General features: G+C 65.7%; 19 protein-coding genes, 1 tRNA gene and 1 other RNA gene. 5 read left to right on the forward strand and 16 right to left on the reverse strand.

What is annotated here, in order from left to right; translation table 11 throughout:
* Positions 1-45: 45 nt before the first annotated feature.
* From ACTU6V_RS14165 to ffs, 7 genes are all read right to left on the reverse strand, one after another.
* On the reverse strand, positions 46-2,529 hold the full coding sequence (locus ACTU6V_RS14165; protein WP_443469206.1) for a glycoside hydrolase family 65 protein: 2,484 nt from the start codon (positions 2,527-2,529) through the stop codon (positions 46-48).
* Positions 2,526-3,287: an HAD family hydrolase gene (locus ACTU6V_RS14170; RefSeq protein ID WP_443469207.1), complete on the reverse strand. Its 762-nt coding sequence runs from the start codon at positions 3,285-3,287 to the stop codon at positions 2,526-2,528. The genes ACTU6V_RS14165 and ACTU6V_RS14170 overlap by 4 nt, the downstream gene beginning before the upstream one ends.
* 97 nt (positions 3,288-3,384) lie before the next feature.
* Complete coding sequence (locus ACTU6V_RS14175) at positions 3,385-4,608, reverse strand: acetate/propionate family kinase (protein WP_443469208.1); 1,224 nt, start codon at positions 4,606-4,608, stop codon at positions 3,385-3,387.
* Positions 4,605-6,734 (reverse strand): phosphate acetyltransferase, encoded by a 2,130-nt coding sequence (pta, locus tag ACTU6V_RS14180; RefSeq protein WP_443469209.1) that lies wholly within the window; start codon positions 6,732-6,734, stop codon positions 4,605-4,607. Before pta ends, ACTU6V_RS14175 begins: the two co-directional genes overlap by 4 nt.
* 55 nt (positions 6,735-6,789) lie before the next feature.
* A complete protein-coding gene (locus ACTU6V_RS14185) occupies positions 6,790-7,383 on the reverse strand; it encodes a hypothetical protein (protein ID WP_443469210.1) in 594 nt (197 codons plus the stop codon).
* Positions 7,380-7,982, reverse strand: coding sequence for a rhomboid family intramembrane serine protease (locus ACTU6V_RS14190; protein WP_443475888.1), 603 nt, complete (start codon positions 7,980-7,982; stop codon positions 7,380-7,382). Before ACTU6V_RS14190 ends, ACTU6V_RS14185 begins: the two co-directional genes overlap by 4 nt.
* A 69-nt stretch (positions 7,983-8,051) precedes the next feature.
* An RNA gene (gene ffs, locus ACTU6V_RS14195) (signal recognition particle sRNA small type) lies at positions 8,052-8,148 on the reverse strand.
* Positions 8,149-8,263: 115 nt separating this feature from the next.
* Between ffs and ACTU6V_RS14200 the strand changes: the two genes are divergently transcribed.
* Genes ACTU6V_RS14200 through ACTU6V_RS14210 form a run of 3 tightly spaced genes read left to right on the forward strand, consistent with a single transcriptional unit; the run spans position 8,264 to position 12,675 of the window.
* A complete protein-coding gene (locus tag ACTU6V_RS14200; RefSeq protein WP_443475889.1) occupies positions 8,264-9,235 on the forward strand; it encodes an AAA family ATPase in 972 nt (323 codons plus the stop codon).
* Between the two features lie 4 nt (positions 9,236-9,239).
* Positions 9,240-10,439, forward strand: a complete 1,200-nt coding sequence (locus tag ACTU6V_RS14205; RefSeq protein WP_443469213.1) for a DUF58 domain-containing protein — start codon at positions 9,240-9,242, stop codon at positions 10,437-10,439.
* Positions 10,426-12,675, forward strand: a complete 2,250-nt coding sequence (locus ACTU6V_RS14210) for a transglutaminase TgpA family protein (RefSeq protein WP_443475890.1) — start codon at positions 10,426-10,428, stop codon at positions 12,673-12,675. Before ACTU6V_RS14205 ends, ACTU6V_RS14210 begins: the two co-directional genes overlap by 14 nt.
* Positions 12,676-12,679: 4 nt before the next feature.
* Here the strand turns inward: ACTU6V_RS14210 and trhO are convergent, their stop codons facing one another.
* Both trhO and ACTU6V_RS14220 read right to left on the reverse strand, forming a co-directional pair.
* Positions 12,680-13,579, reverse strand: a complete 900-nt coding sequence (gene trhO / locus ACTU6V_RS14215; RefSeq protein ID WP_443469215.1) for an oxygen-dependent tRNA uridine(34) hydroxylase TrhO — start codon at positions 13,577-13,579, stop codon at positions 12,680-12,682.
* Positions 13,576-14,904: an LssY C-terminal domain-containing protein gene (locus ACTU6V_RS14220; RefSeq protein ID WP_443469216.1), complete on the reverse strand. Its 1,329-nt coding sequence runs from the start codon at positions 14,902-14,904 to the stop codon at positions 13,576-13,578. The genes trhO and ACTU6V_RS14220 overlap by 4 nt, the downstream gene beginning before the upstream one ends.
* A 101-nt stretch (positions 14,905-15,005) precedes the next feature.
* Between ACTU6V_RS14220 and ACTU6V_RS14225 the strand changes: the two genes are divergently transcribed.
* Positions 15,006-15,093 (forward strand) — tRNA-Ser (locus ACTU6V_RS14225).
* A gap of 40 nt (positions 15,094-15,133) precedes the next feature.
* On the opposite strand, the gene ACTU6V_RS14230 is transcribed toward ACTU6V_RS14225, so the two are convergent.
* The 6 genes from ACTU6V_RS14230 to ACTU6V_RS14255 form a co-directional block, all read right to left on the reverse strand.
* Positions 15,134-15,784 (reverse strand): phosphatase PAP2 family protein, encoded by a 651-nt coding sequence (locus tag ACTU6V_RS14230; RefSeq protein WP_443469217.1) that lies wholly within the window; start codon positions 15,782-15,784, stop codon positions 15,134-15,136.
* Positions 15,785-15,827: 43 nt separating this feature from the next.
* Positions 15,828-16,982 carry a cystathionine gamma-synthase gene (locus ACTU6V_RS14235; RefSeq protein ID WP_443475891.1) on the reverse strand — a complete coding sequence of 385 codons (1,155 nt, stop codon included), beginning with the start codon at positions 16,980-16,982 and terminating at the stop codon, positions 15,828-15,830.
* 67 nt (positions 16,983-17,049) lie between these two features.
* Positions 17,050-18,432, reverse strand: a complete 1,383-nt coding sequence (locus ACTU6V_RS14240) for a cystathionine beta-synthase (protein WP_443475892.1) — start codon at positions 18,430-18,432, stop codon at positions 17,050-17,052.
* 54 nt (positions 18,433-18,486) lie between these two features.
* Positions 18,487-19,446: a carbohydrate ABC transporter permease gene (locus ACTU6V_RS14245; protein ID WP_443469220.1), complete on the reverse strand. Its 960-nt coding sequence runs from the start codon at positions 19,444-19,446 to the stop codon at positions 18,487-18,489.
* Positions 19,443-20,582 (reverse strand): carbohydrate ABC transporter permease, encoded by a 1,140-nt coding sequence (locus ACTU6V_RS14250; protein WP_443469221.1) that lies wholly within the window; start codon positions 20,580-20,582, stop codon positions 19,443-19,445. Before ACTU6V_RS14250 ends, ACTU6V_RS14245 begins: the two co-directional genes overlap by 4 nt.
* Positions 20,583-20,676: 94 nt before the next feature.
* Complete coding sequence (locus ACTU6V_RS14255) at positions 20,677-21,996, reverse strand: ABC transporter substrate-binding protein (protein ID WP_443475893.1); 1,320 nt, start codon at positions 21,994-21,996, stop codon at positions 20,677-20,679.
* A 271-nt stretch (positions 21,997-22,267) separates the two neighbouring features.
* Here ACTU6V_RS14255 and ACTU6V_RS14260 point away from each other — a divergent pair, with 271 nt between their 5' ends.
* Complete coding sequence (locus tag ACTU6V_RS14260; RefSeq protein ID WP_443475894.1) at positions 22,268-23,272, forward strand: LacI family DNA-binding transcriptional regulator; 1,005 nt, start codon at positions 22,268-22,270, stop codon at positions 23,270-23,272.
* Positions 23,273-23,326: 54 nt separating this feature from the next.
* Here the strand turns inward: ACTU6V_RS14260 and rplL are convergent, their stop codons facing one another.
* Positions 23,327-23,707, reverse strand: coding sequence for a 50S ribosomal protein L7/L12 (gene rplL / locus ACTU6V_RS14265; RefSeq protein ID WP_417511114.1), 381 nt, complete (start codon positions 23,705-23,707; stop codon positions 23,327-23,329).
* Positions 23,708-23,740 lie beyond the last annotated feature (33 nt).

Raw genomic sequence — 23,740 nt, forward strand, 5'->3', positions numbered from 1 at the left:
GCCTTCCCGGCGCAGGTCGCTGTGGACGCAGAGCAGCCGTGGGGATCAGTCCTCGACGAATCCGATGATCGGCATCGTGGTGGTCACCACGGGAAGCGATGCCGAGATCCGGGTTCCGTCATCACGCCGCGACTCCTCGATCTGCCCCAGCGTCGGGCGTCCAGGAGCCACGGGACCCTGATCTGCCAGCGGCACAGTGACCTCGGCATCCCTCGTCGCCACATATCCGACGCCGCGCACCGAGAACGGCACCGGCGCCCCCGTGCGCACCTGGACCCGCAACTCGCCCGGAGTGATCGTCACCTGCAGTGCAGAACCCTGCCACTGCAAGGGGAACGACAGCGATGGCCAGCTCACCGGAAGACGCGGGTCGAAGCTGAGTTCTCCTGCGTGATCACGCATGCCGCCGAATCCGGACACGAGCGCGCTCCAGACCCCGCCTGCCGAAGCCACGTGCACTCCGTCGGCGGCGTTGTGGTGCAGATCGCCGAGGTCGACGAACAGCGACTGCTCGAAGTACTCCCTGGCGAGGTCCTGATAGCCGACCTCTGCGGCCAGGATCGACTGCACAACAGCGGAGAGCGTGGAGTCTCCCGTCGTCAGCGGGTCGTAATAGTCGAAGTCGGCCTTCTTCTCAGCCGCGGTGAAATGGTTTCCCTGCAGGAAGAGCGCCAGCACCACGTCTGCTTGCTTGAGCACCTGGAACCGGTAGATCACCAGCGGGTGGAAGTGCAGCAGCAACGGCCGCTGATCATCCGGGGTGTTCTCGAGATCCCACAGCTCCCGCTCGAGGAACATCGCATCCTGCGGGTGGATGCCCAGGCTCTCGCTGAACGGGATGTGAATCGCCTCGGCCGCCCGGTCCCACGCATCCGGCTCTCCTGCATCCAGCCCTGTGCGCTCGACGATCCTGTCGTACGCCTGCGGATCATCCTTCTGGATCTCGCGCACGACGCGCGATGCATAGCGCAGGTTGTAGCGGGCCATCACGTTGGTGAACAGGTTGTCATTGACGACCGTGGTGTACTCGTCGGGCCCCGTCACGCCGTGGATATGGAAGCTCGCATCCCCGTTCGACCCGCGCCAAAAGCCGAGCGTCGCCCAGAGCCGAGCCGTCTCCACGAGGATGTCGGCGCCCTCGCTGCGCATGAAGTGCTCGTCACCGGTCGCTCGCACGTACTTGCCAAGCGCAAAGCTGACGTCGGCGTTGATGTGGTACTGCGCGGTGCCTGCGGCGTAATAGGCCGATGCCTCTTCGCCGTTGATGGTGCGCCACGGGAAAAGCGCTCCGGCTTCGTTGAGCTGGGCGGCACGACGCCGGGCAGCGGGAAGCATGAGCACCCGGGCGCGCAGGGCGTTTCGCGCCCACTGCGGGCTCGTGTACGTCAGGAACGGCAGCACATAGATCTCGGTGTCCCAGAAATAGTGCCCGCTGTACCCGGAGCCGGTGACGCCCTTGGCAGGCACCCCTGTGCCGTCTGCGCGGGCCGCGGCCTGAGCGAGCTGGAACAGACACCAGCGGATCGCCTGCTGCAGATCGTCGCGCTCTCCGATCACGACGTCAGAGCGCTCCCAGAACGCGTCAAGCCACTCTCGCTGACGCTCGAACTGGGCGGGAACGCCCTCGACAGCGGCACGGTCAAGAGACCGGCGGCACCGATCGACCAACTCGTGTGCCGGAACGCCGCGTGAGGTGTGATAGCTGACGAGCTTCGTGATCGCGATCGGGATGCCGGCCTTCGCCTGCACTCGGAAGACGTTCTTGGCGATGTCCGATTCGACGAGCGCACGAGCGCTGAACTCGTTGTCTGTCGTGATCATGTGATCTGCGACGACCGCGAGCGTCATCCCGGAATCGGCGACCTGGTACGAGAGCGCCGAGCGCAGACCGTCCTGCCAGAATTCTGCGGGCAGCAGCACGCGCTCGGTGATCTTCTCGGTCCTGCGCGGATCGAAGCCGGCCTTCTGCGTCGCCGTCGGCGCCCCGCCGTAGACATCTCCGCCGTCCTGACGGTTCAGGAGCTGGCAGCTCACCGTGACCGGAGCATCCGCGTTCTCGACCGTGATCTCCAGCCGAACGATGGCCAGGTGACGCTCTTCGAAGCTCACCATGCGCTCATCGCAGACGCGGATCCGCTTGCCCGAGGGCGTCTCCCAGGTGAAGCTGCGAGTGAGGACGCCGGTGCGCATGTCTAGCGTGCGCTCGTAATCACGCACCTCCGCCTCATCGAACGAGATCGGCTCATCATCGACGTAAATGCGCATGATCTTGGCATCGGGAGCGTTGACAATCGTCTGCCCCACCTCGGCGAAGCCATAGGCCTGCTCGGCGTGCCTGATCGGCCAGGTCTCATGCAGCCCGTTGATGAACGTGCCGTGCTCGTGCGCTCCGCGACCCTCGATGTGGTTTCCACGCAGACCGAGGTAGCCGTTTCCGACGGCGAAAAGCGTCTCCGAGACGCCATCTTGCGAGTAGCGCGTATCGGTGAGGCGCCAGGGGTCCACGGGAAAGCGTTCGCGATCGATCATGCGGTCTCCAGAGTGTCGTCGGGCGACGAGTCGAACAGCAGCTGGGCGAGGTCATCGACGATAACGGTGGCGCCGGCCTCGCGGAGAGCTGCAGGCCCCACCCCGCGATCGACGCCCACGACGGTGGTGAAGCCTGCGGCGACCGCAGAGGCGACACCGGCGAGCGCGTCTTCGATCGCGACACTCTCGGCAGGGTTCACGCCGAGAGCGAGAGCCCCGGCACGGAACATGTCGGCGGAAGGCTTCGATGCGAGGCCATCGCGTTCAGCGACGCGGCCATCGACAACGACGGTGAAGAAGTCGCGGATGCGAGCGATCCCGAGAACTTCCTCAGCGTTCTTCGAGCTCGAGACGACCCCCTGCGGGATACTGTGCTCCTGCAGCTGTTGAATCAGCGCGAGCGACCCGGGGTAAGGGGCGATGCCCTCTGCCTGCAGGGATGCTGCGAACGCTGCGTTCTTGCGGTTGCCGATACCGCAGATCGTCTCGACCTCGGGCGGATCGCTGATCTCTCCCCACGGGATCTCGACGTTTCGACTGTGCAGGAGGCTGGCAACGCCGTCATATCGCTTCTTGCCGTCGACGTACGCGTAGTAGTCGTCGTCGGTATACGGCGGGGTGATGCCCCACCGTGCGAACACAGCATCGAAGACCGCCTGCCACGCACGCATGTGTACCTCGGCCGTGGGGGTCAGGACACCGTCCAGATCGAACAGCACACCTTCGGCGCGGCGCAGGTCGGGCAAGCTCTCAGGCACTCAGCACTCCAGAGGTCGAGAAGGAGAATCGGTCCGGCATCTCTCCGTGCCGGTCTCCCAGCGTAGTCGCGGAATCTGGCCGCGGACACCCACCGATTCAGGCGAGGCTGTACGCCTGCCTGGCGATCTCGAGTTCTTCATCTGTCGGGACGACGAGGACCTCGACGGTGGAATCATCAGTCGAGATCCGGCGGATGCCGCCGCCGCGGGCTTCATTGCGCGCCGGATCGATCTCGATCCCGAAGAAGCCGAGGGTCGCCATGGCCTCCGCCCGCACTCGTGCGGCGTTCTCGCCGACTCCCGCGGTGAAGGAGATGACATCAACGCCGCCGAGCTGAGCGATGTACGCGCCCGCGTACGCGCGCAGTCGGTGAATGTAGACCTCGAACGCGAGCGTCGCCGCCTTTTCGCCCGCATCGACACCGGCGAGGATGTCGCGCATGTCGAGGCGTCCGGCCATTCCGAGGAGTCCGCTCTTCTTGTTCAGCAACTCATCGATCTCGCCTGTGCTCATCTGCGCGACGCGGCTCAGGTGCATGACGACGGCCGGGTCGATGTCGCCGGAGCGCGTGCCCATCACGAGCCCCTCCAGCGGGGTCAAGCCCATCGACGTCTCCACAGAGCGGCCGCCGTCAACGGCGGTGACCGATGCACCGTTGCCGAGGTGGAACACGATCTGCTTGAGAGCGGCGAGGGGCCGATCGAGGAAGATCGCTGCCTGCTCTGAGACGTGCTTGTGGCTCGTGCCGTGGAAGCCGTAGCGGCGGATGCGGTGCCGCTCGGCGATCTTGCGATCGATCGCGTACGTGTAGGCCGCGGGCGGGAGCGTCTGATGGAAGGCGGTGTCGAAGATCGCCACGTGCGGCACATCGGCGAAGGCGCGTCGTCCGGCGCGGATACCCGCGACCGCACCGGGGTTGTGCAGCGGTGCGAGGACCGAGAGATCCTCGATGTTGATCTCGATGAGGTCGTCGATCAGGGTCGGGGCGAAGAAGCGCGCACCGCCGTGGACGACGCGGTGACCGACAGCGACCGGCGGATGCTCCGCAAGCTGTGGGCCGTGCTCGGCGAACTGCTCGAGCATCACGGCCATCGCCGCATCATGATCGGGGATCGGCTGTTCACGGTGATAGGTGCTGTCGAGCACTGTCGGCGACGGCTCCCCCGGCTCAGCCACCCGGCGCACGGTGTGCGAGATCGCACTCGTGTCCTGACCGATCCGCTCGATCAGTCCTTCCCCGATGGGAACCTCGCGCTCCATGTCCATGAGGCTGTACTTCAGCGACGATGAACCGCTGTTGATGACGAGCACAACGCTCATGCGACACTTCCCTGGGCCTGGATCGCCGTGATGACGACGGTGTTGACGATGTCATCGACGAGCGCGCCGCGCGAGAGGTCGTTGATGGGCTTGTTGAGGCCCTGCAGCACGGGACCGATCGCCACGGCGCCCGCCGAGCGCTGCACGGCCTTGTAGGTGTTATTGCCCGTATTGAGGTCGGGGAAGATGAACACCGTGGCGCGGCCTGCCACTGCAGAGTCCGGCAGCTTGGCCGCCGCAACGGCAGCGTCCGCTGCGGCATCGTACTGAATCGGTCCTTCCACGAGCAGCTCTGGCACCCTCTCACGCACGAGAGTCGTCGCCTCGCGGACCTTGTCGACGTCAGCTCCGGAACCGGACTCCCCCGTCGAATACGACAGCATGGCCACTCGCGGATCGATTCCGAACTGTCGCGCTGTCTCTGCGGACGAGATCGCGATATCGGCGAGCTGGACGCTCGTGGGGTCGGGCACGACTGCGCAGTCGCCGTAGACGAGCACCCGATCGGCGAGGGCCATCAGGAACACGCTGGAGACGACATCCACACCGGGCTTGGTCTTGATGATCTCGAAGGACGGCCGGATCGTGTGTGCGGTGGTGTGCGCCGCCCCGGACACCATGCCATCGGCGAGGCCGAGGTGCACCATCATCGTGCCGAAGTACGACACGTCGGTGACGGTGTCGGCCGCCTGCTGCACGGTGACGCCCTTGTGTGCGCGAAGCCGCGCGTACTCTTCGGCGAAGCGTTCCACGTACTCGGGGTCGGTCGGGCTGATGATGCACGCTGCAGTGATATCGACACCGAGCTCCGTCGCGCGGGCGTGGATCTCGGCCTCGTCTCCGAGGATCGTGAGATCCGCGGCATCCCTCGCGATCAGCGTGCCAGCGGCACGCAGAATGCGGTCATCCGTTCCCTCGGGCAGAACGATGTGCTTGCGATCTGCGCGAGCGCGCTCGATCAGCCCGTACGCGAACATCAGCGGTGTGACCACCGTGGACTCAGCGAGGCCCACCTGCGTGGTCAGCTCAGTGAGATCGACGTGGGTCTGAAACAGGCCGAGCGCGCGCTCGTAGCGGTTGCGGGAGTCGGCCGCGAGGCGGCCTCGTGCTCCCATCACCCGCACGGCGGTGTCGTACGTGCCGTGATCTGTGGCGATGATCGGCACTCGCGATGCGAGTCCGTCCAGCAGCCGCTCGATGGGCTCAGGGAGCGGGAACGGTCCATTGAGGATGATTCCGGCGATCGACGGGAAAGTTCCGGATGCATCGGCGAGAAGCAGCGCGAGCAGCACCTCGGTACGGTCGGCAGGCACCACGATCACGGCGTCTTCGGTGAGCCGGGGAAGGACGTTGACCATCGACATTCCGGCCACGACCACGCTCAGCACTTCTCGCGTGAGCAGATCGGGATCGCCCTTGATCAGCGTGCCGTCGACCGCCGCGATGACTCCGCGGATGGACGGTGCGACGAGCATCCGGTCTTCGGGAATCGCCCACACCGGCCTCGCCTGCTCGCGGTTCACACTGTCCTTGACGGCGCGGACCGCATCGATCGTCGCCGGCAGCGCATCGGGATCCGCCCTGTTGACGATGACGGCGAACAGCTCGGCGCGCTCAGTCTGCAGTTCCGCCAGGGCAAGGGCTGCGATCTGACCGACCGTCGCAGGAGTGCGCGCGGTGGAGGTGCCCAGCTGCTCGGCGCGAGCCTGCTGGTCTCGCCCGCCGAGCACGAGCAGCACGGGTGCGCCCAGGTTCGCGGCGATGCGCGCGTTGAATCCGAGCTCGGCGGGGCTTGCGACATCGGTGTAGTCGCTGCCGACGATCACGACGGAGTCGCACTGGGTCTCGACCGCTTTGAAGCGCGAGACGATCTTCGCCAGGGCCCGCTCCGGGTCATCGCGCAGCTCATCGTAGGTGACGCCGACGCAGTCGTCGTAGTCGAGGTGCACGCCGTCGTGAGCCAGGAGCAGCTCGAGCACGTAGTCGCGTTCCGCGGAGGATCGCGCAACCGGGCGGAAGACTCCCACCCGCGGTGTCGCGCGCATCAGCGCGTCGAGAACACCCAGCGCAATGGTGGACTTGCCGGAATGACCTTCGGCCGAGGTGATGTAGATGCTCCGTGCCACGATGTCAGTTTAGACGCGCGCCGCAATGATGCATCACTTCGGAGAGCGGAAGTAATCAGAGCGGGCAGACGCCGGAGAGTGCATCGACGATCTCGGCAGCATCCGTCTCGAACCGCGAGTAGTGGTCAGGGTCCGAATTGATCTGCACCCGGTGGATGGCCTGCGTCGGCTCCATTTCCTGCCAGCCGTCCACCCTGACCAGCCGCGCGTAGAAGAGTCCGGCAGCTGTCGCGGGATCCATCCGCTCCTGCGGGCTCCCCCACCAGTCCTGCTGCTGGAAAAGGCCGATGCTGCTGGTGCGCTCACCGTCGGGGTTCGTGACGCCCGACGTCTCCCAGTCCCCGTAGTCGATGTTGCGCAGGCTGCTCTCCCCCATCGCCGTCATGACTCCGAGGATCTGCCCGTCGCGCCCGATCCCCTGCGCCGTCGCCGTGCTCACGATCACGGCGGCATTGCGCAGCTGTTCGCCCTGCCATCCCGCGACGCCCGATTCCGGGAACGATGCGGGTTCCGATACACAGAGGGCGAGGGGCATCCGGGATGCCGCAATCGGCACGAGGACGGCGAGGAGAGCGGCGAGCGTGAGCCCGCCGATCAGGATGCCGGGGAGCCAGCTCTTCCGGCGACGCCCGCGGGAGCGGTCTCTCACGCGTCCAGCGCCTTGCGGCGCCGCGTGCCCAGCAGCGCCGCGACCACACCGCCGACCGCGCCGAACAGGTGCGCCTGCCAGGAAACCCCTGGGCCCGCCCCGATGATGCCGGTGAGGATCGACCCGCCGTAGAGCACGATGACGAACAGAGCGATCAACGCATAGGCGATGCGGTGCGCGACCGGACGCGGCGAGAAGATTCTGACGACCACGTAGGCGAAGTATCCGAAAACGAGAACGGATGCGCCGACGGTGAGCGTCCCCGGCGCATTGATGAGCCAGGTCCCCGCGCCGCCGATGGCGGCAGTGACCACGGTGACCAGCCAGAACCGGCCGGCGCCCTCGACCGCCACCAGACACCCGAGCACCAGCAGCGGTAGCGTGTTGCCGATCAGGTGCGACCAGCTCGCATGCAGAAGCGGCCCGACGATCAATGCCGGAAGACTACCGAGATCCCACGAGCGAAGCCCGAAGCCGGTGAATGAGCCGGGGAGGATCGCATCCACGATCTGGATCGCCCACATCAGCGCGACGAGCGCAACAGGAGATGCGAAGCGCGAGAGCTGTCGGGGACGTTCGGAAGCGACGGGGCTGGTCACTCCACGATCTTCGCAGGTGAACCTGGGCGGCATCCGGTTTCCGACCTCCTGGCGCCGCCATCTGGGCAAAGAAAAGACTCTCCGCGCACCCAGCAGAGCCCGGTTACCCTTGCTACGTTTCCGTCCTGGGGGAATTGGCCTGGATGCCGTCACGCGGAGAGCCGTCGACAAGTCTACCTGCCCGCGAGAGCGATCGAGAACGGGACGCCGTTCCGAGCCCCCGCCGCGTCGCCAGCGGGACTACGATCTAGAGACACCCGATGGTGGGCGAGAGGGAGCGCATGGACGACACCCGATATACGTCTGAGCAGTTTGCGGCGCGGACGTCAGCGATCATGTCTTCCATCACCGAGGTGATCGATGGCAAGGCAGATGCCGTACGCAGCGCGTTGGTGTGCCTTCTGGCCCAGGGACACCTGCTCATCGAAGACGTCCCCGGCGTCGGCAAGACCATGCTGGCCCGCGCGCTGGCCGCGAGCGTGGACGCCACGGTCCGCCGCATTCAGTTCACCCCCGACCTGCTGCCTGGCGACGTCACCGGTGTGAGCGTCTACAACCCGGTCGATCGCGAGTTCGAATTCAAGCCCGGTGCGGTGTTCGCGCAGATCGTCCTCGCCGACGAGATCAACCGCTCATCCCCTAAAACGCAGTCCGCGCTCCTCGAGGCCATGGAAGAGGGACAGGTCACCGTCGACGGACGCACCCACACGCTGCCGGATCCTTTCCTCGTGGTCGCCACCCAGAACCCGTTCGAGATGGAGGGCACGTACGCGCTTCCCGAAGCGCAGCGCGACCGATTCATGATGCGCATTTCGATGGGGTATCCGGATGCCGCGGCCGAGGCGCTCATGCTCCGTCAGCGAGACGTCAAGAATCCGCTCGCCTCGATCGCCCCGGTCGCCGACGCGAACGACATCTCGCAGATGATCGCTTTCGCACGGTCAGTGCATGTCTCACCGGCCGTGGAGGAGTATGCGGTCGCTCTCGCGCACGCGACCCGCAGCGATCCGAGCCTGCACCTGGGTGCCAGCCCGCGTGCAACCCTGCAGCTGGTGCGCGCCGCGAAGGTGTGGGCGGCTTTGGAAGAACGCGATTTCGTCATCCCCGACGACCTGACTGCTCTCCTGGTTCCGGTGTTCGCGCATCGCCTGCTTCCGGCTCGGGGTGTGCACCGCGCGGGCGCCCAGCCGGTCGAGGCTGCACTCGAGCAGATCATGGAGCGCGTGCGGGTTCCGCTCACCGCCCGTTCGTGAGACCATGCGTTCCCGTCGCCCCCTGACGTCCCGCGGCCTGGCCGCGTTGCTCTCCGGTCTCGGGTGCGCGATCGCGGCGAATCTGCTCGCCGCACCGATCCTGCTCTACGTTGCGGTCCTGCTGTTCGCTCTCGTCATCACCACGGTGATCATCGTGCACGCGCCACGGCGAAGCGGGACGGTGACCCGGCGCATCTCCACCGATCTCCTCACCGTCGGCGAGCAGTCAGAGGTCGCCGTGCGGTTCGACCTGCGCGCACTGCGGGTTCCGTTCGGGACCTGGGAGGATCTGCTGCCGGATGCGGTGGCAGGACAGGCTGCGGGGGAGTTTCCCACCGACAACGGTACGCACATCCGGTACTCGATCACGGGTTCACAGCGCGGAGTGTGGCCGGTCGGGCCGTTATCGCTTCGCACGATCGATCCCTTCGGGCTGGCCCAGCGCGTACAGGAGTTCGGCGACAGCCGCACTGTGATCGTCGTGCCGGAGGTCACCACTCTGGCTCCCATGACGAGTGTCGCGGGAATCGCCGGCGGCACAGCGCACACTGCGTCATCGCGCCTCGGCCAGGGCAGCGACAACCTGTCACCGCGACTGTACGTCTCCGGCGACTCGATGCGCCGCATCCATTGGCGTGCGACCGCGCACCGCGGCGACCTCATGGTGCGGCAGGAGGAGGCAGAGTCGAGCCCGGATGCCGTGGTGATCCTCGACCGGACGGCGCGCCGCTGGGAGCGGCGCAGCTCCCACCCGGATGCGGATTTCGAGAACGCTGTCTCTGCGTGCGCGTCGATCGCGCTGCACCTCGCACACGAGGGATACAGCGTGGATGTGCGCGATTCTGCGGGGACGGTGCTGGGCGCCCTCCGCGGGCAGGAGGATGAGCGCGACACTCTTCTGGTCGCGCTCGCGATGGTCAGCCCGCAGGGTGAGAGAGGTGCGCTCACCGCACTTTTCGACGGAGCACCTCCTGGTCCTCTGGTGATGATCACGGGAAAGCTCGACGAAGAGGATGCCGCGTCGCTGCGCCACGGCGGCGCTTCGGCGCCCGTGCTGCTGATGACCGGGCCTGGGCTGGGCGCGATCGAGACCGCGGGTGCGCTCGGGTGGTCCGCCGGGCCGCTGAGCGACGACATCGCTGCGGCGTGGGAAGACGCGCTGTCCGAGAACGTCGCGCCGGGAGGCGGACATGTTCCGCGTTGAGCCGCGATCAGCATCGCGGCCACCACTCACGCCGGCCGCGAGAGCTGCCGAGAGAGACCTGCGCCTGGCCGAGCGCGAAGGTACATTCGCCGCAGCGCTTCTGACCGTCGGCAGCGCGATCGTGGCGCTATGGCCGTACACCTCGGTCGTTGTGCCCGGCGCGTGGTCGATCATCTCCGTGACGGTGGTCGCCTTCATCGCGCTGACCGGGTTCGCCGTTCGCCAGCTGTACACCCGCCGCTTCGCACGCAGGATCATTCCTGCACTCGCGCAGATCGTCGTCTCGATCCTGACGCTCACCCTGATGCTCTTCCCGCAGGGCGCCCTGCTGGGGGTCATCCCGACCGGCACCACTTTCTCCACCGTCGGCAGGCTCGCCGCACAGGCTGTCGAGCAGGTGCAGTTCGGCGTCGCACCGCTGGAGGACACGCCTGCCCTCACCGCGATGCTCGTGATCGGGTTCGCCGCCGTCTCGATCCTGATCGATCAGGTCATCGCCACACGCGTTCCCCTCTCCGTGGTGATCATCATCGCGGTCATCGGCGCTCTGCCGATGGTCGTTACGATGGGCGGCGCGAACCTGCCGTGGTTCGTCCTGTTCGCCATCCTGACGCTGCTCCTGCTTCGACACGGCACCCGTCACGGCGACGCCTCCCCGAACCGCACATCGGCGGGGCTCGTTCTCGGTACCGGCGCGGCAGCGATCGCCGCCACCCTGGTGATCACCCCGGTCCTCCCTCTGTCGACGACTTGGGCGGGCGCGGGAACCAGCGCGCATCTGGACCCTTCGCTGAGCCTGGGCGATGATCTGCGCCGCCCCACCCCCTTCACCGTCATGACGATTGCGACGAACGCTCCGACAGCCCCCTATCTGCGAATCGCGAGCCTCTCCGAGTTCGATGGCTCGACGTGGGAACCCGACAGCGGAGATCTGCAGACGGCAGCTGAGGGATTTGGCGCCCCCGACTGGTCCGATGACATTGCGACGTCGGAGCGCCGCACGTCGATCCGGATCACGGGAATCTCTGGTTCGTGGCTGCCCGTGCCGTACGCTGCGACGAAGATCGTCGGCGCCTCATCCGGATGGCAGGCGATGCGCTTCAACCGCACCGTCACCTCCGAGAACCGGGATGCGGCGGAGGAGGACTACACCGTGACCTCCGTCGTCGCCCAACCCACGCGAGAGCAGATCCAAGCAGCGAGCGCGACCAGGGCCCCTGGTATGGACGTACCGGAGTTCGTCGCGCAGACCGCACGGGATGTCACTGCGGGTTCGGCCAGCGACTACGATCGCCTGATCGCCATGCAGAACTGGTTCCGCTCACAGTTCACGTATTCACTCGATGCTCCAGTCGACGGCGATTTCGACGGAACCGGCGCGGATGCCGTCTCCGAATTCCTTCGAGAGCGCTCTGGGTACTGCATCCATTTCTCGGGGGCCTTCGCGCTGATGGCACAGTCGCTCGAACTGCAGGTGCGGATCGTCGTCGGATATCTCCCCGGTTCGCTCACCGATGAGAAGCGCGGCGACGAGTCGATCTACACCGTCGACAGCGACCAGCTGCATGCCTGGCCGGAAGTGCACTTCGAGGGCATCGGCTGGGTTCCGTTCGAACCGACTGCTTCGCTGGGAACGCCGACCAACTTCCAACCCACCCAGGCCGGCGGCGGCTCGTCGACCGGCGAGATCACCCCCGGTGAATCCACCGCGCCATCGGCCGCGCCGACGAGAGGCCCCGAGCTCGACGAAGACCAGGGCGGATCATCATCGGACGGGTCAGAGACGCTCCAGCGGCTGAATCCCGCCCCCGTCGCACTGATCACCGGCGGCATCCTCGTCCTGCTGATGCTGCCAGCCCTGGTGCGATTCGGCGTGCGAACCTGGCGGGGCGTACGCGCGCGACGCGGCGACGCAGCCGCCGCCTGGCAAGAGGTGCGCGCGGTACTCCTCGATCTGCGTCTTCCGGTTTCGGATGCCGTGACGCCTCGCATGCGCGGCGCAGACCTCGTCGAGCGGGGGGTGGATCCGGATGCGGCTGGCCTCCTCGTCCAGGCCATCGAGCGCGCAAGCTTCGCCCAGGTCGCAACCGCCGAAGCCGACCTGTCTCCGGCGCTGCGAGAAGTGATCGCTGGGCTTCATCGCAGTGTCGACGCGAGAGATCGAATCATCGCTGTCGTGCTGCCGCTCTCGTTGTTCACCACACGCGAGTCACGGGCGCCGCAGAAGTCCCGTTGAGCGGTCAGCCCGCAGACGCGACCGAATGCTCTTCGCACTCCACCGCGTCGCAGTCTTCGCAGACGACGAATTGTCGGCGACAGGAGGCCTCAGGGCAGTTCGCTGTGCGTCCTGTCGCGACGCCGCATCCGACGCACTCGCCGATGATGGCGGCGTGATCGCTGAAGTCGATGGATTCACGCTTGTCGAAGACATAGAGCGATCCCTCCCACAGTCCATCGTCGCCGTACTTCTCGCCGTAGCGGACGATGCCGCCCTCGAGTTGATACACCTCGCCGAAGCCGCGAGAGACCATGAGGCTCGAGAGCACCTCGCAGCGGATCCCTCCGGTGCAATAGGTGACCACCGGCTTGCCCTTGAGGTCGTCATAGACTCCGGAGTCGAGCAGCTCCACGAAGTCGCGGGTCGTCTCGGTGTCGGGAACGATCGCGTTCTTGAACCGGCCGATCTCCGCCTCCAGCGCGTTGCGGCCGTCGAAGAAGACGACGTCGTCGCGGGAGGAGACCAGCTCGTGCAGGTCTTCCGGAGCCAGACGGATGCCGCCGCCGACCACTCCGTTGTCGTCGACTTCGAGCTCGCCAGGTGCACCGAACGACACGATCTCCGCCCGCACCTTCACGCTCAGTCGGGGAAAGTCGAGGCTCAGTCCCTCAGCATCCAGCCCGGTGCCCTCGCTCCACTTGATGTCGGTGTCAGCGAAGGCGGCATACGACCGGAAAGACCGCGCCCACTTCTTCAGCGCCGGTAAGTCTCCGCCGAGAGTGCCGTTCACGCCGTGCTCCGAGATGATCACTCGGCCGCGCAGCCCCAGCGCATCGCCGAGGTCGCGCTGCCACACCCGGATCGCCTCGGGGTCGGCGAGAGGGGTGAAAGCGTAGAACAGAACGATCTTGGGAGTGCTCACTCTGCGATTTTAGATGCGAGCGGCTGGTTCTCCGGTGTGCGACGACGCACCCACGCTCCTGCCGACTCGCTCGAAAGGCACAACAGACTGATGCACTGCACGGATGCTGCCAGCAGCGTCCAGTCGAGCCCCAGCACTGTGCTGCCATTGAGATAGTCGATCGCCATGACGACGATCTCCAACGTGATCAGCGCGATCAGCACGGCGCGCGATCGCCTCCCGCGCCGGAGCACGAACAGGCTCATCACCAGCTGCCCGACCGTGAAGAGCGTGAATATGCCGACCACCATGAGCAGCACAGCCGTGACCGCGGCGTCATCAGCGTCAACGAGGACCGACCAGAACTCCTTGTCTGCGAAGACATCGATCAGCTGCAGGAGCGCGACCAGAGCGATGAGCGCGACTGCGGCGGATACCGTGAGCGGCACGCGCAGGATCGCGGGTGGCGTCGCAGGCTCTGCGGTGCTCGCCTCGGGCGGGAGCGCGGGGGGCAGGACCGCGGTGACCTCCAGAATCGGCAGGTTGCCATCAGTCACGAACCGGTCTCCACCGCCGTTTCGCGCATGGTAGCCCGTGGTGAAGTCACGCAGCATCCGCACCTGGACAGCAGGATCACCCGCGCTGACCGTCTCGACGACATGGTCGCGTTCGATGTCGGTGTTCTCGTCGATCCGGTGGGTCACTTGCAGCGTGAACAGCGAGAGTCGGACATCGGTGTCGTAAGTGGCCGCCCCGAGCCAATCCACACGCGCGCCTCCTGGCAGCAGCCAACCCGGCGGGCAGTGCCAGAACCGCACATGATGACGCTGCTTCGGGTTGCCCTCGACCTCCTGCTGAAAGGCGACATCGTGGCGTCGCCCGAACAGCATGAGGGACGAGACCGGCGCTGTCGGGTAGCTGCGCTTCGTGAGCGTTGACGTGATGATGCGCCACGTGGATGCTGCGGTGATGGGATCAGCATGATGCCAACCGGCAGACGCCATCACCGCATCGAGCTGCTCGGCCGAGCCGTCCACGCCGAGATTGACTGGGTCGCCGAGGAGTCCGTCGGAGGTGCGGGTGCGGCCGAAGAAGTAGTCCGGAACGTAGAGATCCGACAGCAGCCGGTGCAGACGAGGCAGCACCAGATATGCCGTGATCGCCCAGATCGGAATGAACCAGATGAGAGCCCAGGGTGTGCGCAGCCCCTGGATCGCGATGATCGAGGCCAGCCAGACCGCGGATGCCGCGCCGATCAGGAACGCAACCCGGTCGAAGACCGTTGCCGGTGGCACAGGTTGCTGCATCTGCAGCATCCATCTGCGTCGGTGCGATGGCTCAGTCACGCGCTCTCCTGTATGAGTCGACCTGGATGCCTCCACTGTAGGGCTCGGCGAGCTGGCACGGGGAGCCTGATCGATCGGATAGACTGTTCAGGTTGTTCCTTGGTGATGTGTCCGAGCGGCCGAAGGAGCACGCTTGGAAAGCGTGTGTTGTGCAAGCAACCGCGGGTTCGAATCCCGCCATCACCGCCAACAGGCTGAAGGGCTCCGCGATGCGGGGCCCTTCAGTGCTTCAGGTCGCGATTTCGGCCGCTTCGCCAGCCTCAAAGCGGCCTTCTTTGCGACCCGGACGAGTCCACTCGAGCAGGAAGCCACCGAGCACGAGCGTGACGCCGATACCGACCAGCACTCCGCCGACGGTATCGCTCAGCCAGTGCGCCGACACCAGGGTGCGCGAGAAGGCCATCGCGAGCGTCCACGCGGCCGCGACGATCAGCACCCACAATCGGGGAAACAGCAGCACGGCGAGGGCCGCGATGGTCGCCGCGTTCGCGGTATGCCCGCTGGGGAATGAACCGAAATCCGAAGTGACAAGCATGTCCTGAGGCCGCGTCCTGCCGAACAGCGACTTCAGCAGCTGCACCGCCCCGACACTTGCAAGGAGCGTGACCGCCACGAGCACGGCCGCTTTCCAGCGCCGGGCCAGTAGCAGCGCAGCCAGAATCGCGAGAGGAATCAGTAGCGTCGCGATCCACCCGCCGCCGACCCGATCCATGACACTGCCGAACCCGATCAGGAATGGGTTGCGGATATCGCCCATGACGGCGTTCCACCCGAGGTCGATTGCGGGGGCGTCCGATCCGTCTCCGGTTACGAGGACGCCGATCGCCATTGCGGCGAGAATGGCGCCGACGCCCCACCAGAGCAGCACGCGATGAGTCATCCGTCCATTCTGTCCGAAGGACGCAGACTGCGCGAGGAATCACTCAACGAGCGATGCGCTCCAGCCCCTGCTCGAGGTCGGCGAGCAGGTCATCTGCCTCTTCGATTCCGACCGACAGCCGCACGATGTTCTCGGGGACGGCAAGCTCCGTGCCACGAACCGACGCATGCGTCATGTCCGGCGGGTACCCGATCAGCGATTCCACGCCACCGAGTGACTCGGCCAGCTGGAACAGTTCCGTCGACTCCGCAAAGGCGCGCGCAGCATCCGGCCCTGCCGCGAGCGCAAGCGACAGCATCCCACCGAATCCACTCATCTGACGTGCGGCGATCTCGTGCCCGGTGTGCGATTCGAGGCCGGGGTAGAACACGGTCTCGAACTCCGGCCGCGTCGCAGCCCACTCCGCGATCGCCTGCGCGTTGGCGGCGTGCTGACGCATCCGCACCGCGAGCGTCTTGATGCCGCGGGTGGTCAGCCAACCATCCAGCGGCGCCGACACCGCGCCGACGGCGAACTGCTGGAACTTCACCTGATCGAAGTACCGATCATCGGCGAAGATCACCGCTCCCCCGAGTACGTCGGAGTGGCCGCCGAGGTACTTGGTGGTCGAGTGCACGACGAAGTCGGCGCCGAGCGCGATCGGGTTCTGCAGTGCAGGAGAGGCGAAGGTGTTGTCGACGACGACGAGGATGCCGGCCGCATGTGCGAGCTCGACGGTCTTCGCGATGTCGACGATCTTCAGCAGCGGATTGCTGGGGGTTTCGAGCCAGATGATCTTGGTCTCGGGGCGGATCGCCGCACGCACCACGTCTGGATCGCCGAGCTCGACAGTGGTCGTCTCAATGCCCCAGGCCGCGTGCACTCGGGTGAGCAGGCGGTACGTGCCGCCATAGGCGTCGTTGCCGAGCAGCACGTGATCGCCGGGCTTCAGGATGCCGCGGAGCAGCCCATCTTCGGCCGCCAGACCCGAGGCGAACGAGAGAGCACCGGCACCGCCCTCGAGAGCTGCGAGCTGAGTCTCGAGCGAGCTGCGTGTCGGGTTTCCCGCTCGGTTGTACTCGTAACCGGAACGGAAGCCTCCGATGCCGTCCTGCACGTGCGTCGAGGCCTGATAGATCGGCGGGATGATCGCACCGGTGAGTGGATCGGGCTCCTGGCCGGCATGGATGGCGCGAGTGGCGAAGGCGTGATCGGACATGTCATCCAGCCTACGTCCGGTGGGCGAGCAGGTGTCCAGTGTGACGCTCCGCGTCAGCTGCCGCGGGTCAGCGCGCGAGGTACGCGAGCAGGTCCTGACGAGTGAGCACAGCGTGCGGCTTGCCGCCCTCGGTGACCAGCAGCGCGTCGGCCGCTACCAGCGCCGCTCGCGCGTCGTCGACAGAGGCGTGGATGCCGATGAGGGGCAGCATTCCGTCGATGTGCGCGCTGACGGGGTCAGTGGGCTTCGCCTCGCCATGGAAGAGCCGATCGAGCAGTCCCTTCTCGTCGACCGATCCCAGGACTTCACCCATCATGACCGGCGGCTCCGCGGTGAGTACGACCAGCTGCGAGACCGCGAACTCGGTCATCATGCCGATCGCATCGAGCACGGTGTCGCCGGGGTGCGCGTGAACGAGGTCAGGAATCGGCGCCGAAGTGCTGTGCGCACGGGCGCGAACCGCGAGAACATCGGCGACGGTCTCCCCCGCTTCGATATCGCTGAACCCGTACGAGCGCATCCACGAGTCGTTGAAGATCTTCGACAGGTACCCGCGGCCGCCATCAGGGAGCAGCACGACCATCACAGCATCCGCCGGCAGGTTCTTCGCGACGCGCAGCGCGCCGGCCACGGCCATTCCGCTCGAGCCGCCCACGAGGATTCCCTCTTCGCGAGCAAGGCGCCTCGTGATCGCGAAGGATTGGGCGTCATCGACCGCGACGATCTCATGCGGGACGGACTGGTCATAGGCGCCAGGCCAGATGTCCTCACCGACTCCCTCGACGAGATACGGTCGCCCAGTCCCTCCCGAATAGACGCTGCCTTCGGGGTCGACCCCGACGATGCGAACCCGGTCGTCGGAGACCTCGCGCAGGTAGCGTCCGGTTCCGCTGATGGTGCCGCCAGTGCCGATGCCCGCAACGAAATGCGTGATCCGGCCATCTGTGTCGCGCCAGATCTCGGGACCGGTGGTCTCGTAGTGGCTGCGGGGACCGTTCTGGTTCTCGTACTGGTTCGGCTTGAATGCGCCGGGGATCTCTCGGGCGAGGCGGTCGCTGACCGCGTAGTACGACTCAGTGCTGTCTGGGGCGACCGAGGTGGGCGTCATCACGATCTCCGCGCCGTACGCCCGCAGTACATCGATCTTGTCTTCGCCGACCTTGTCGGGGAGCACGAACACGCACTTGTAGCCGCGCTGCTGGGCGACCAGCGCCAGACCGACCCCGGTGTTGCCGCTGGTCGGCTCGACGATCGTGCCGCCGGGCTTCAGGTCGCCCGCGGCCTCGGCCGCATCGATGATGCGCCGCGCAATGCGATCCTTCGCTGAGCCACCGGGGTTCAGGTACTCGAGCTTGACGAGAACCGTGCACTCCACACCTGCCGTCACGTGTTGCAGCTTGACGAGAGGGGTGTTGCCCACCAGGTCGACGATGTGCTCGGCGTAGTCCATGTCTCAAGGGTACGGGTGACGGATGCCGCATTACGGCGGCACCCGTCACACCGGTTATCCCTTTGTGGACCCGGCCAGGAGCCCCCGCACGAAGTACCGCTGCAGCGCGAAGAACACGATGAGCGGCACGATGATCGACACGAATGCGCCTGCGGTGAGCAAGTGCCAGTCGTTGCCTCGAGTGCCCGTGATCTCGGCCAGCAGCTTCGTGATCGGAGCGGCAGCGCCATCGGCGAACACCAGCGCGACAAGCAGATCGTTCCAAACCCAGAGGAACTGGAAGATCGCCACCGAGGCGATCGCCGGCATCGTCAGCGGCAGCACGATCCGGAAGAAGATCTGCCCGCGCGATGCGCCATCGACGCGTGCCGCCTCGATGATCTCGCCGGGGATCTCCGACATGAAGTTGTGCAGCAGGTAGATCGCCAGAGGCAACGCGAACATCGAGTGCGCGAACCACACCTGCGCGTAGCCACCGGATGCGCCGAGGGGCAGCGTCACCTGGAGCCCGAAGATGCTCAGCCCGCGCGAGAACGTGCTCAGCAGCGGCACCAGGGCCATCTGGATCGGCACGATCTGCAGCGCGAAGATGAAGATGAACAGGAAGTTGCGACCCTTGAAGTCGATCCACGCGAACGCGTACGCCGCCATCGACGCGATCATCAGCGGGATGACCGTCGCGGGGATGGTGATGGCGATGGAGTTCACGAAGGACTCGATCATCGTCAGCTGAGTCGTGCCGGACTGCAGCACGTCGACGTAGTTCTCCCCCGTCACCTGCGGGTTCAGGAAGAACTCCCACCATCCGCTCGTGAGGATCTGGTCACGAGGCCGGAACGACGAGATGAACAGGCCGAGAGTGGGGACGGTCCAGAGCACCGCGATGACGATGGATGCTGCGGATGCCCACGGCCGCGAGAGCTTCTTGCGGGTGCGCGCGGCCGACCTGTTCAGCTTGCCACCGGTGGTGATGGCGACGGTCTCGAGGTCGGGGCTGCTCAGTGTGTCGCTCATCGGATCTCCCGCTGCTTCTGGATCTGGCGTGCGTTGTAGATGACGATCGGCAGCACGAGGATGAACAGGATGACGGCGAGCGCAGCACTGCGCCCGGCTTCGAACTTGGAGAACTGCGTGTACATCTCGTTGGCGAGCACGCTGGTCTCGTAGTTACCTGCGGTCATGGTGCGGACGATGTCGAAGACCTTCAGCGAGGCGATCGAGATCGTCGTGAGCACCACGATGAGGGCGGGCCTGATGGCGGGAATCGTGACGGACGTGAACCGTTGCCACGCGTTCGCGCCGTCGAGTTCCGCAGCCTCGAGTAGCTCCATCGGCACGCCCTTGATGGATGCGGACAGGATCACCATTGCGAAACCGGTCTGGACCCAGATGAGCACCACGATGAGGAAGAGGGTGTTCCATGGCGGGTTCAGCAGGAACTGCTGCGGCTCACCCCCGAACCAGACGAGGATCTGGTTGAGTAGGCCGATCTGCGGGTACTCGGGTCCGCGGTACTCGTACATGAAGCGCCAGATGATTCCGGCGCCGACGAAAGAGATCGCCATCGGCATGAAAACGAGGACCTTGTAGATCTTCTCGCCCCTGGTGCGGTCGATGAAGACGGCGTAGGCGAGGCCGACGATCGTCGAGACGGTGGGCACGATGAGCACCCAGACGATCGTGTTCACCACGACGCGCACACCATCGGGTTGTCCGAAGATCCACGTGTAGTTCGCGATTCCGACGAAGTCCTTGCCGGACGAGTTCATGAAGGATGCGACGAACGTCTGCAGCGACGGCAGGATGAGTCCGATGAGCAGAAGCAGGAAAGCCGGCGCGAGGAACGCGACCAGCTGGATGAGATATCCCTTGCCCGCACGCGAGCGGTAGTCGAGCAGGAAGAAGACCGCGCCCACGACGACCGCGACGCCGATCGCCCAGTAGTAGGAGCGGAAGAACCACATCACCGCGAGCGGGATGAGCAGACACATCGCCAGGCGAGCGACCGTGTACCAGGTGCCGCTGCGCGGGGCGATGTCGACGAGAAAAAGGATCGCAGCGACCACCGCGGCGAAGGCGATGACGACAGCCACCGCTTGCACCACCGGTGGCAGAGTCCCGATCCATAGGAAGAAATCAGTCGCGGTCACAGAGTCCCCTTTGCAAGATCTTTGACAGTCCGCACATCATCGCGCGCACCGGAGCAGGTGGGCCGCCCTCTCGGACGGCCCACCTGAAGAGGGGTCAGCTTGCGGGCCAGCCCGTTTCGATCTGCTGGAGCACCTCGTCGGTGGAGGTGCCGTTGACCCAGGCGACCATGCCCTTCCAGAACGTGCCTGCACCGACAGCACCCGGCATCAGGTCACTGGCGTCGAAGCGGAACGTGGTCTCCGGGTCCTGCAGGATCTTGATGGTCTCCTGAAGGATCGGGTCCTGCGCGTTGGCCGGGTCGAGGCCGTTGTTGGCGGAGGTGACGCCGCCGAGGCTCACGCGGCTGTTGGCCCACTCGGGGCTGGACAGGTAGGCGAGAACCTTCTGCGTTGCCTCGGAGTCGCTGAACGCGCCGACGATCTCACCAGCACCGGTGACGGCGCTGTCATCTGCGCTCTCACCAGGAAGCATGAAGGCCCAGACGTCGCCGTCCTCAGCGATGTTCGTGCCATCGGGGAAGAAGCCCGAGAGGAACGATGCCTGGTGCGTGAGTGCGCACGAGCCGTCGGCGACCTTCGGTGCCACGTCGCCGAACGCCGTGGAGTTGATCGAGCGGACGTCACCGAAGCCGGCGTTGACGTTGGCCGGGTTCAGCAGGATCTCGCCGACAGAGTCGAACGCTTCCTTGATCGGCGCATCGGTGAACTTGACCTCGTTGGTCACCCACTGGTCGTAGACCTCGGGGCCTGCTTGACGCAGCACGTAGTCTTCGATCCAGTCCGTGCCCGGCCAGCCGGTCGCGGTGCCGGACTCGAAGCCTGCACACCACGCGGGGGTTCCGGTGGCTGCCTGAATCGTGTCGGTGAGGGTCTTCATGTCATCGAGCGTCTTCGGAACCTCAACACCCCACTCGGCGAACTTCGCCGGCGAGTACCAGATCCAGCCCTTGACGTTGGCCATCAGCGGTGCGCCGTAGAACGTGCCGTCGACGGTGCCGTAGTTCACCCAGTCTTCGGTCCAGTACTCGTTGGCGTTCTTCTCGACGTCAGCCGGAGCAGGCTTGAGGAAGTCACGCGTTGCGAAGTCAGCGAACAGACCCGGCTGCGGGAAGATCGCGATGTCCGGCGGGTTGCCGCCCTGAGCGCGCGTGCCGAGCTGCGTCTCGAAATCCTGGCTGCCCTCGTACTTGATCTCGATGTTGTTCTCGTCAGCCCAGTCAGCCCAGGACTCCTGCATGAGTTCGGCCTCGCTGTCGACGATCGTGCCGTAGATGGTGACGGTTCCTCCGTCGCCACCGGTCTCCTCACCACCGCCGCTCGGTGCACCGGGTGCTCCGCACCCTGCGAGCGCAATGCCCGCCACGCCGAGAATGGCCAGCGGTGCGAGCCGCCGATAACGCTGTGACAGTGCCATGTGATTTCTCCTCTTCGAGTTCACGTTCCCTATGCGATCCGATGCGGAGAGCGAGCAGATCGGGAACCGCTTCCAGCCCCAACATACTTGTCTGCGTCAGCCCTGCACAATGGTGACAGATCACAAGCTGACAACCTTTGAGCGCTACCCGACGAATCCAATGGGAGCGGTACCACTCGAAATGTATGGAACCGGTTCCTTTTTGTTGATCTCGCGGCTACGCTGTGGACGCAGGAGCGATGCGGCCCCTGGGAGCCATCAGGGAGGATGCATGAGCACGATCGCGGATGTCGCCGCACGTGCCGGCGTCTCGAAAGCAACCGCCAGTCGCGCGCTCAGCGGTCGGGGCTATGTCTCCGCCTCCACACGCGACCGCGTCGAGGCCGCAGCGCGTGCGCTGTCGTATGTCGCGCATTCCTCCGCCACGAGCCTTGCGACCGGACGCACGCAGACCATCGCTGTGATCGTGCCCTCTGTCGGCAGGTGGTTCTTCTCCGAGCTCCTCGCCGGAGCGCAGGAAGAGCTGCTGGAGGTCGGGTACGACCTGACGCTGTTCTCTGTAGCGGAGAACTCTGCTGCACGCAGGCGCGTGATCGAGGAGCTCCTCCCCCGTCGCCGGTTCGACGGGATCATCAGCGTCGGCATGCAGCCCGACTCACCTGAAATGGAGCAACTGCTGCGGCTCAGCCGGCCGGTCGTCAGCGTCGGTCCACACAGCTCGCAGATGAGTGCCCTGGCGATCGATGATGCCGCCGCGGCACGCATCGCAACCGAGCACCTCATCGACCTCGGCCACAAGGAGATCGTCTTCCTCGGCGGTGCAGCGCGCGCGGATTCGTTCACCTTCGGCGATGCACGCCGGTTGGAGGGGTACCGCTCCGCGATGGAGGCGGCGGGCCTGCGCGAGCATTCGCTGGCCGTTCCCTCATCCGACACCATGCCGAGCGGATACGCGTCAGCCGTGGATCTGCTCGGCAATCGGCGTACCAGGCCGACCGCCGTCATCGGCGTCTGCGACGAGGTCGCCATCGGCGCGATCATCGCCGCCCGAAGGCTCGGCATCGCGGTGCCGACGGAGCTGAGCATCGTCGGCATCGACGACCACCAGCATGCGGAGATGTTCGCCCTGACCACGATCCGGCAGCAGCCCCGCACGCAGGGACGAGAAGCGGTGCGAATGCTGCTCCATCACCTCGACGACCCTCGGACACCCCCCGAGCACGTGATCGCAGCACCCGCACTCGTCGTGCGCAACTCCTCAGCGCCTCTGCGCTGAAACGCACGAATGCCCCGGGCCGGAGCCCAGGGCATTCGTGACAGAACGACGTGATTACTTGAGGGTAACCGAAGCGCCAGCGGCCTCGAGGACCTCCTTGGCCTTCTCTGCGGTCTCCTTGTTAGCGCCCTCAAGGACAGCCTTGGGAGCACCGTCGACGACGGCCTTGGCCTCGCCGAGGCCGAGCGAGGTGAGCTCGCGGACAGCCTTGATGACCTGGATCTTCTTGTCGCCAGCAGCCTCGAGGATGACGTCGAAGGAGTCCTTCTCCTCAACCTCTTCAGCAGCGCCTGCGCCGGCAGCGCCAGCAGCAGCGGCGGGGGCAGCAGCGGTGACCTCGAACTTCTCCTCGAACGCCTTGACGAAGTCGTTGAGCTCGACGAGGGTCAGGTCAGCGAACTGCTCGAGCAGCTGCTCAGTGGTGAGCTTAGCCATGATGTTTCTCCTATTAGATGGGGTTTGTGGGAA

This window comes from Microbacterium zouquanmingi (assembly GCF_052266675.1).
Lineage (GTDB): Bacteria > Actinomycetota > Actinomycetes > Actinomycetales > Microbacteriaceae > Microbacterium.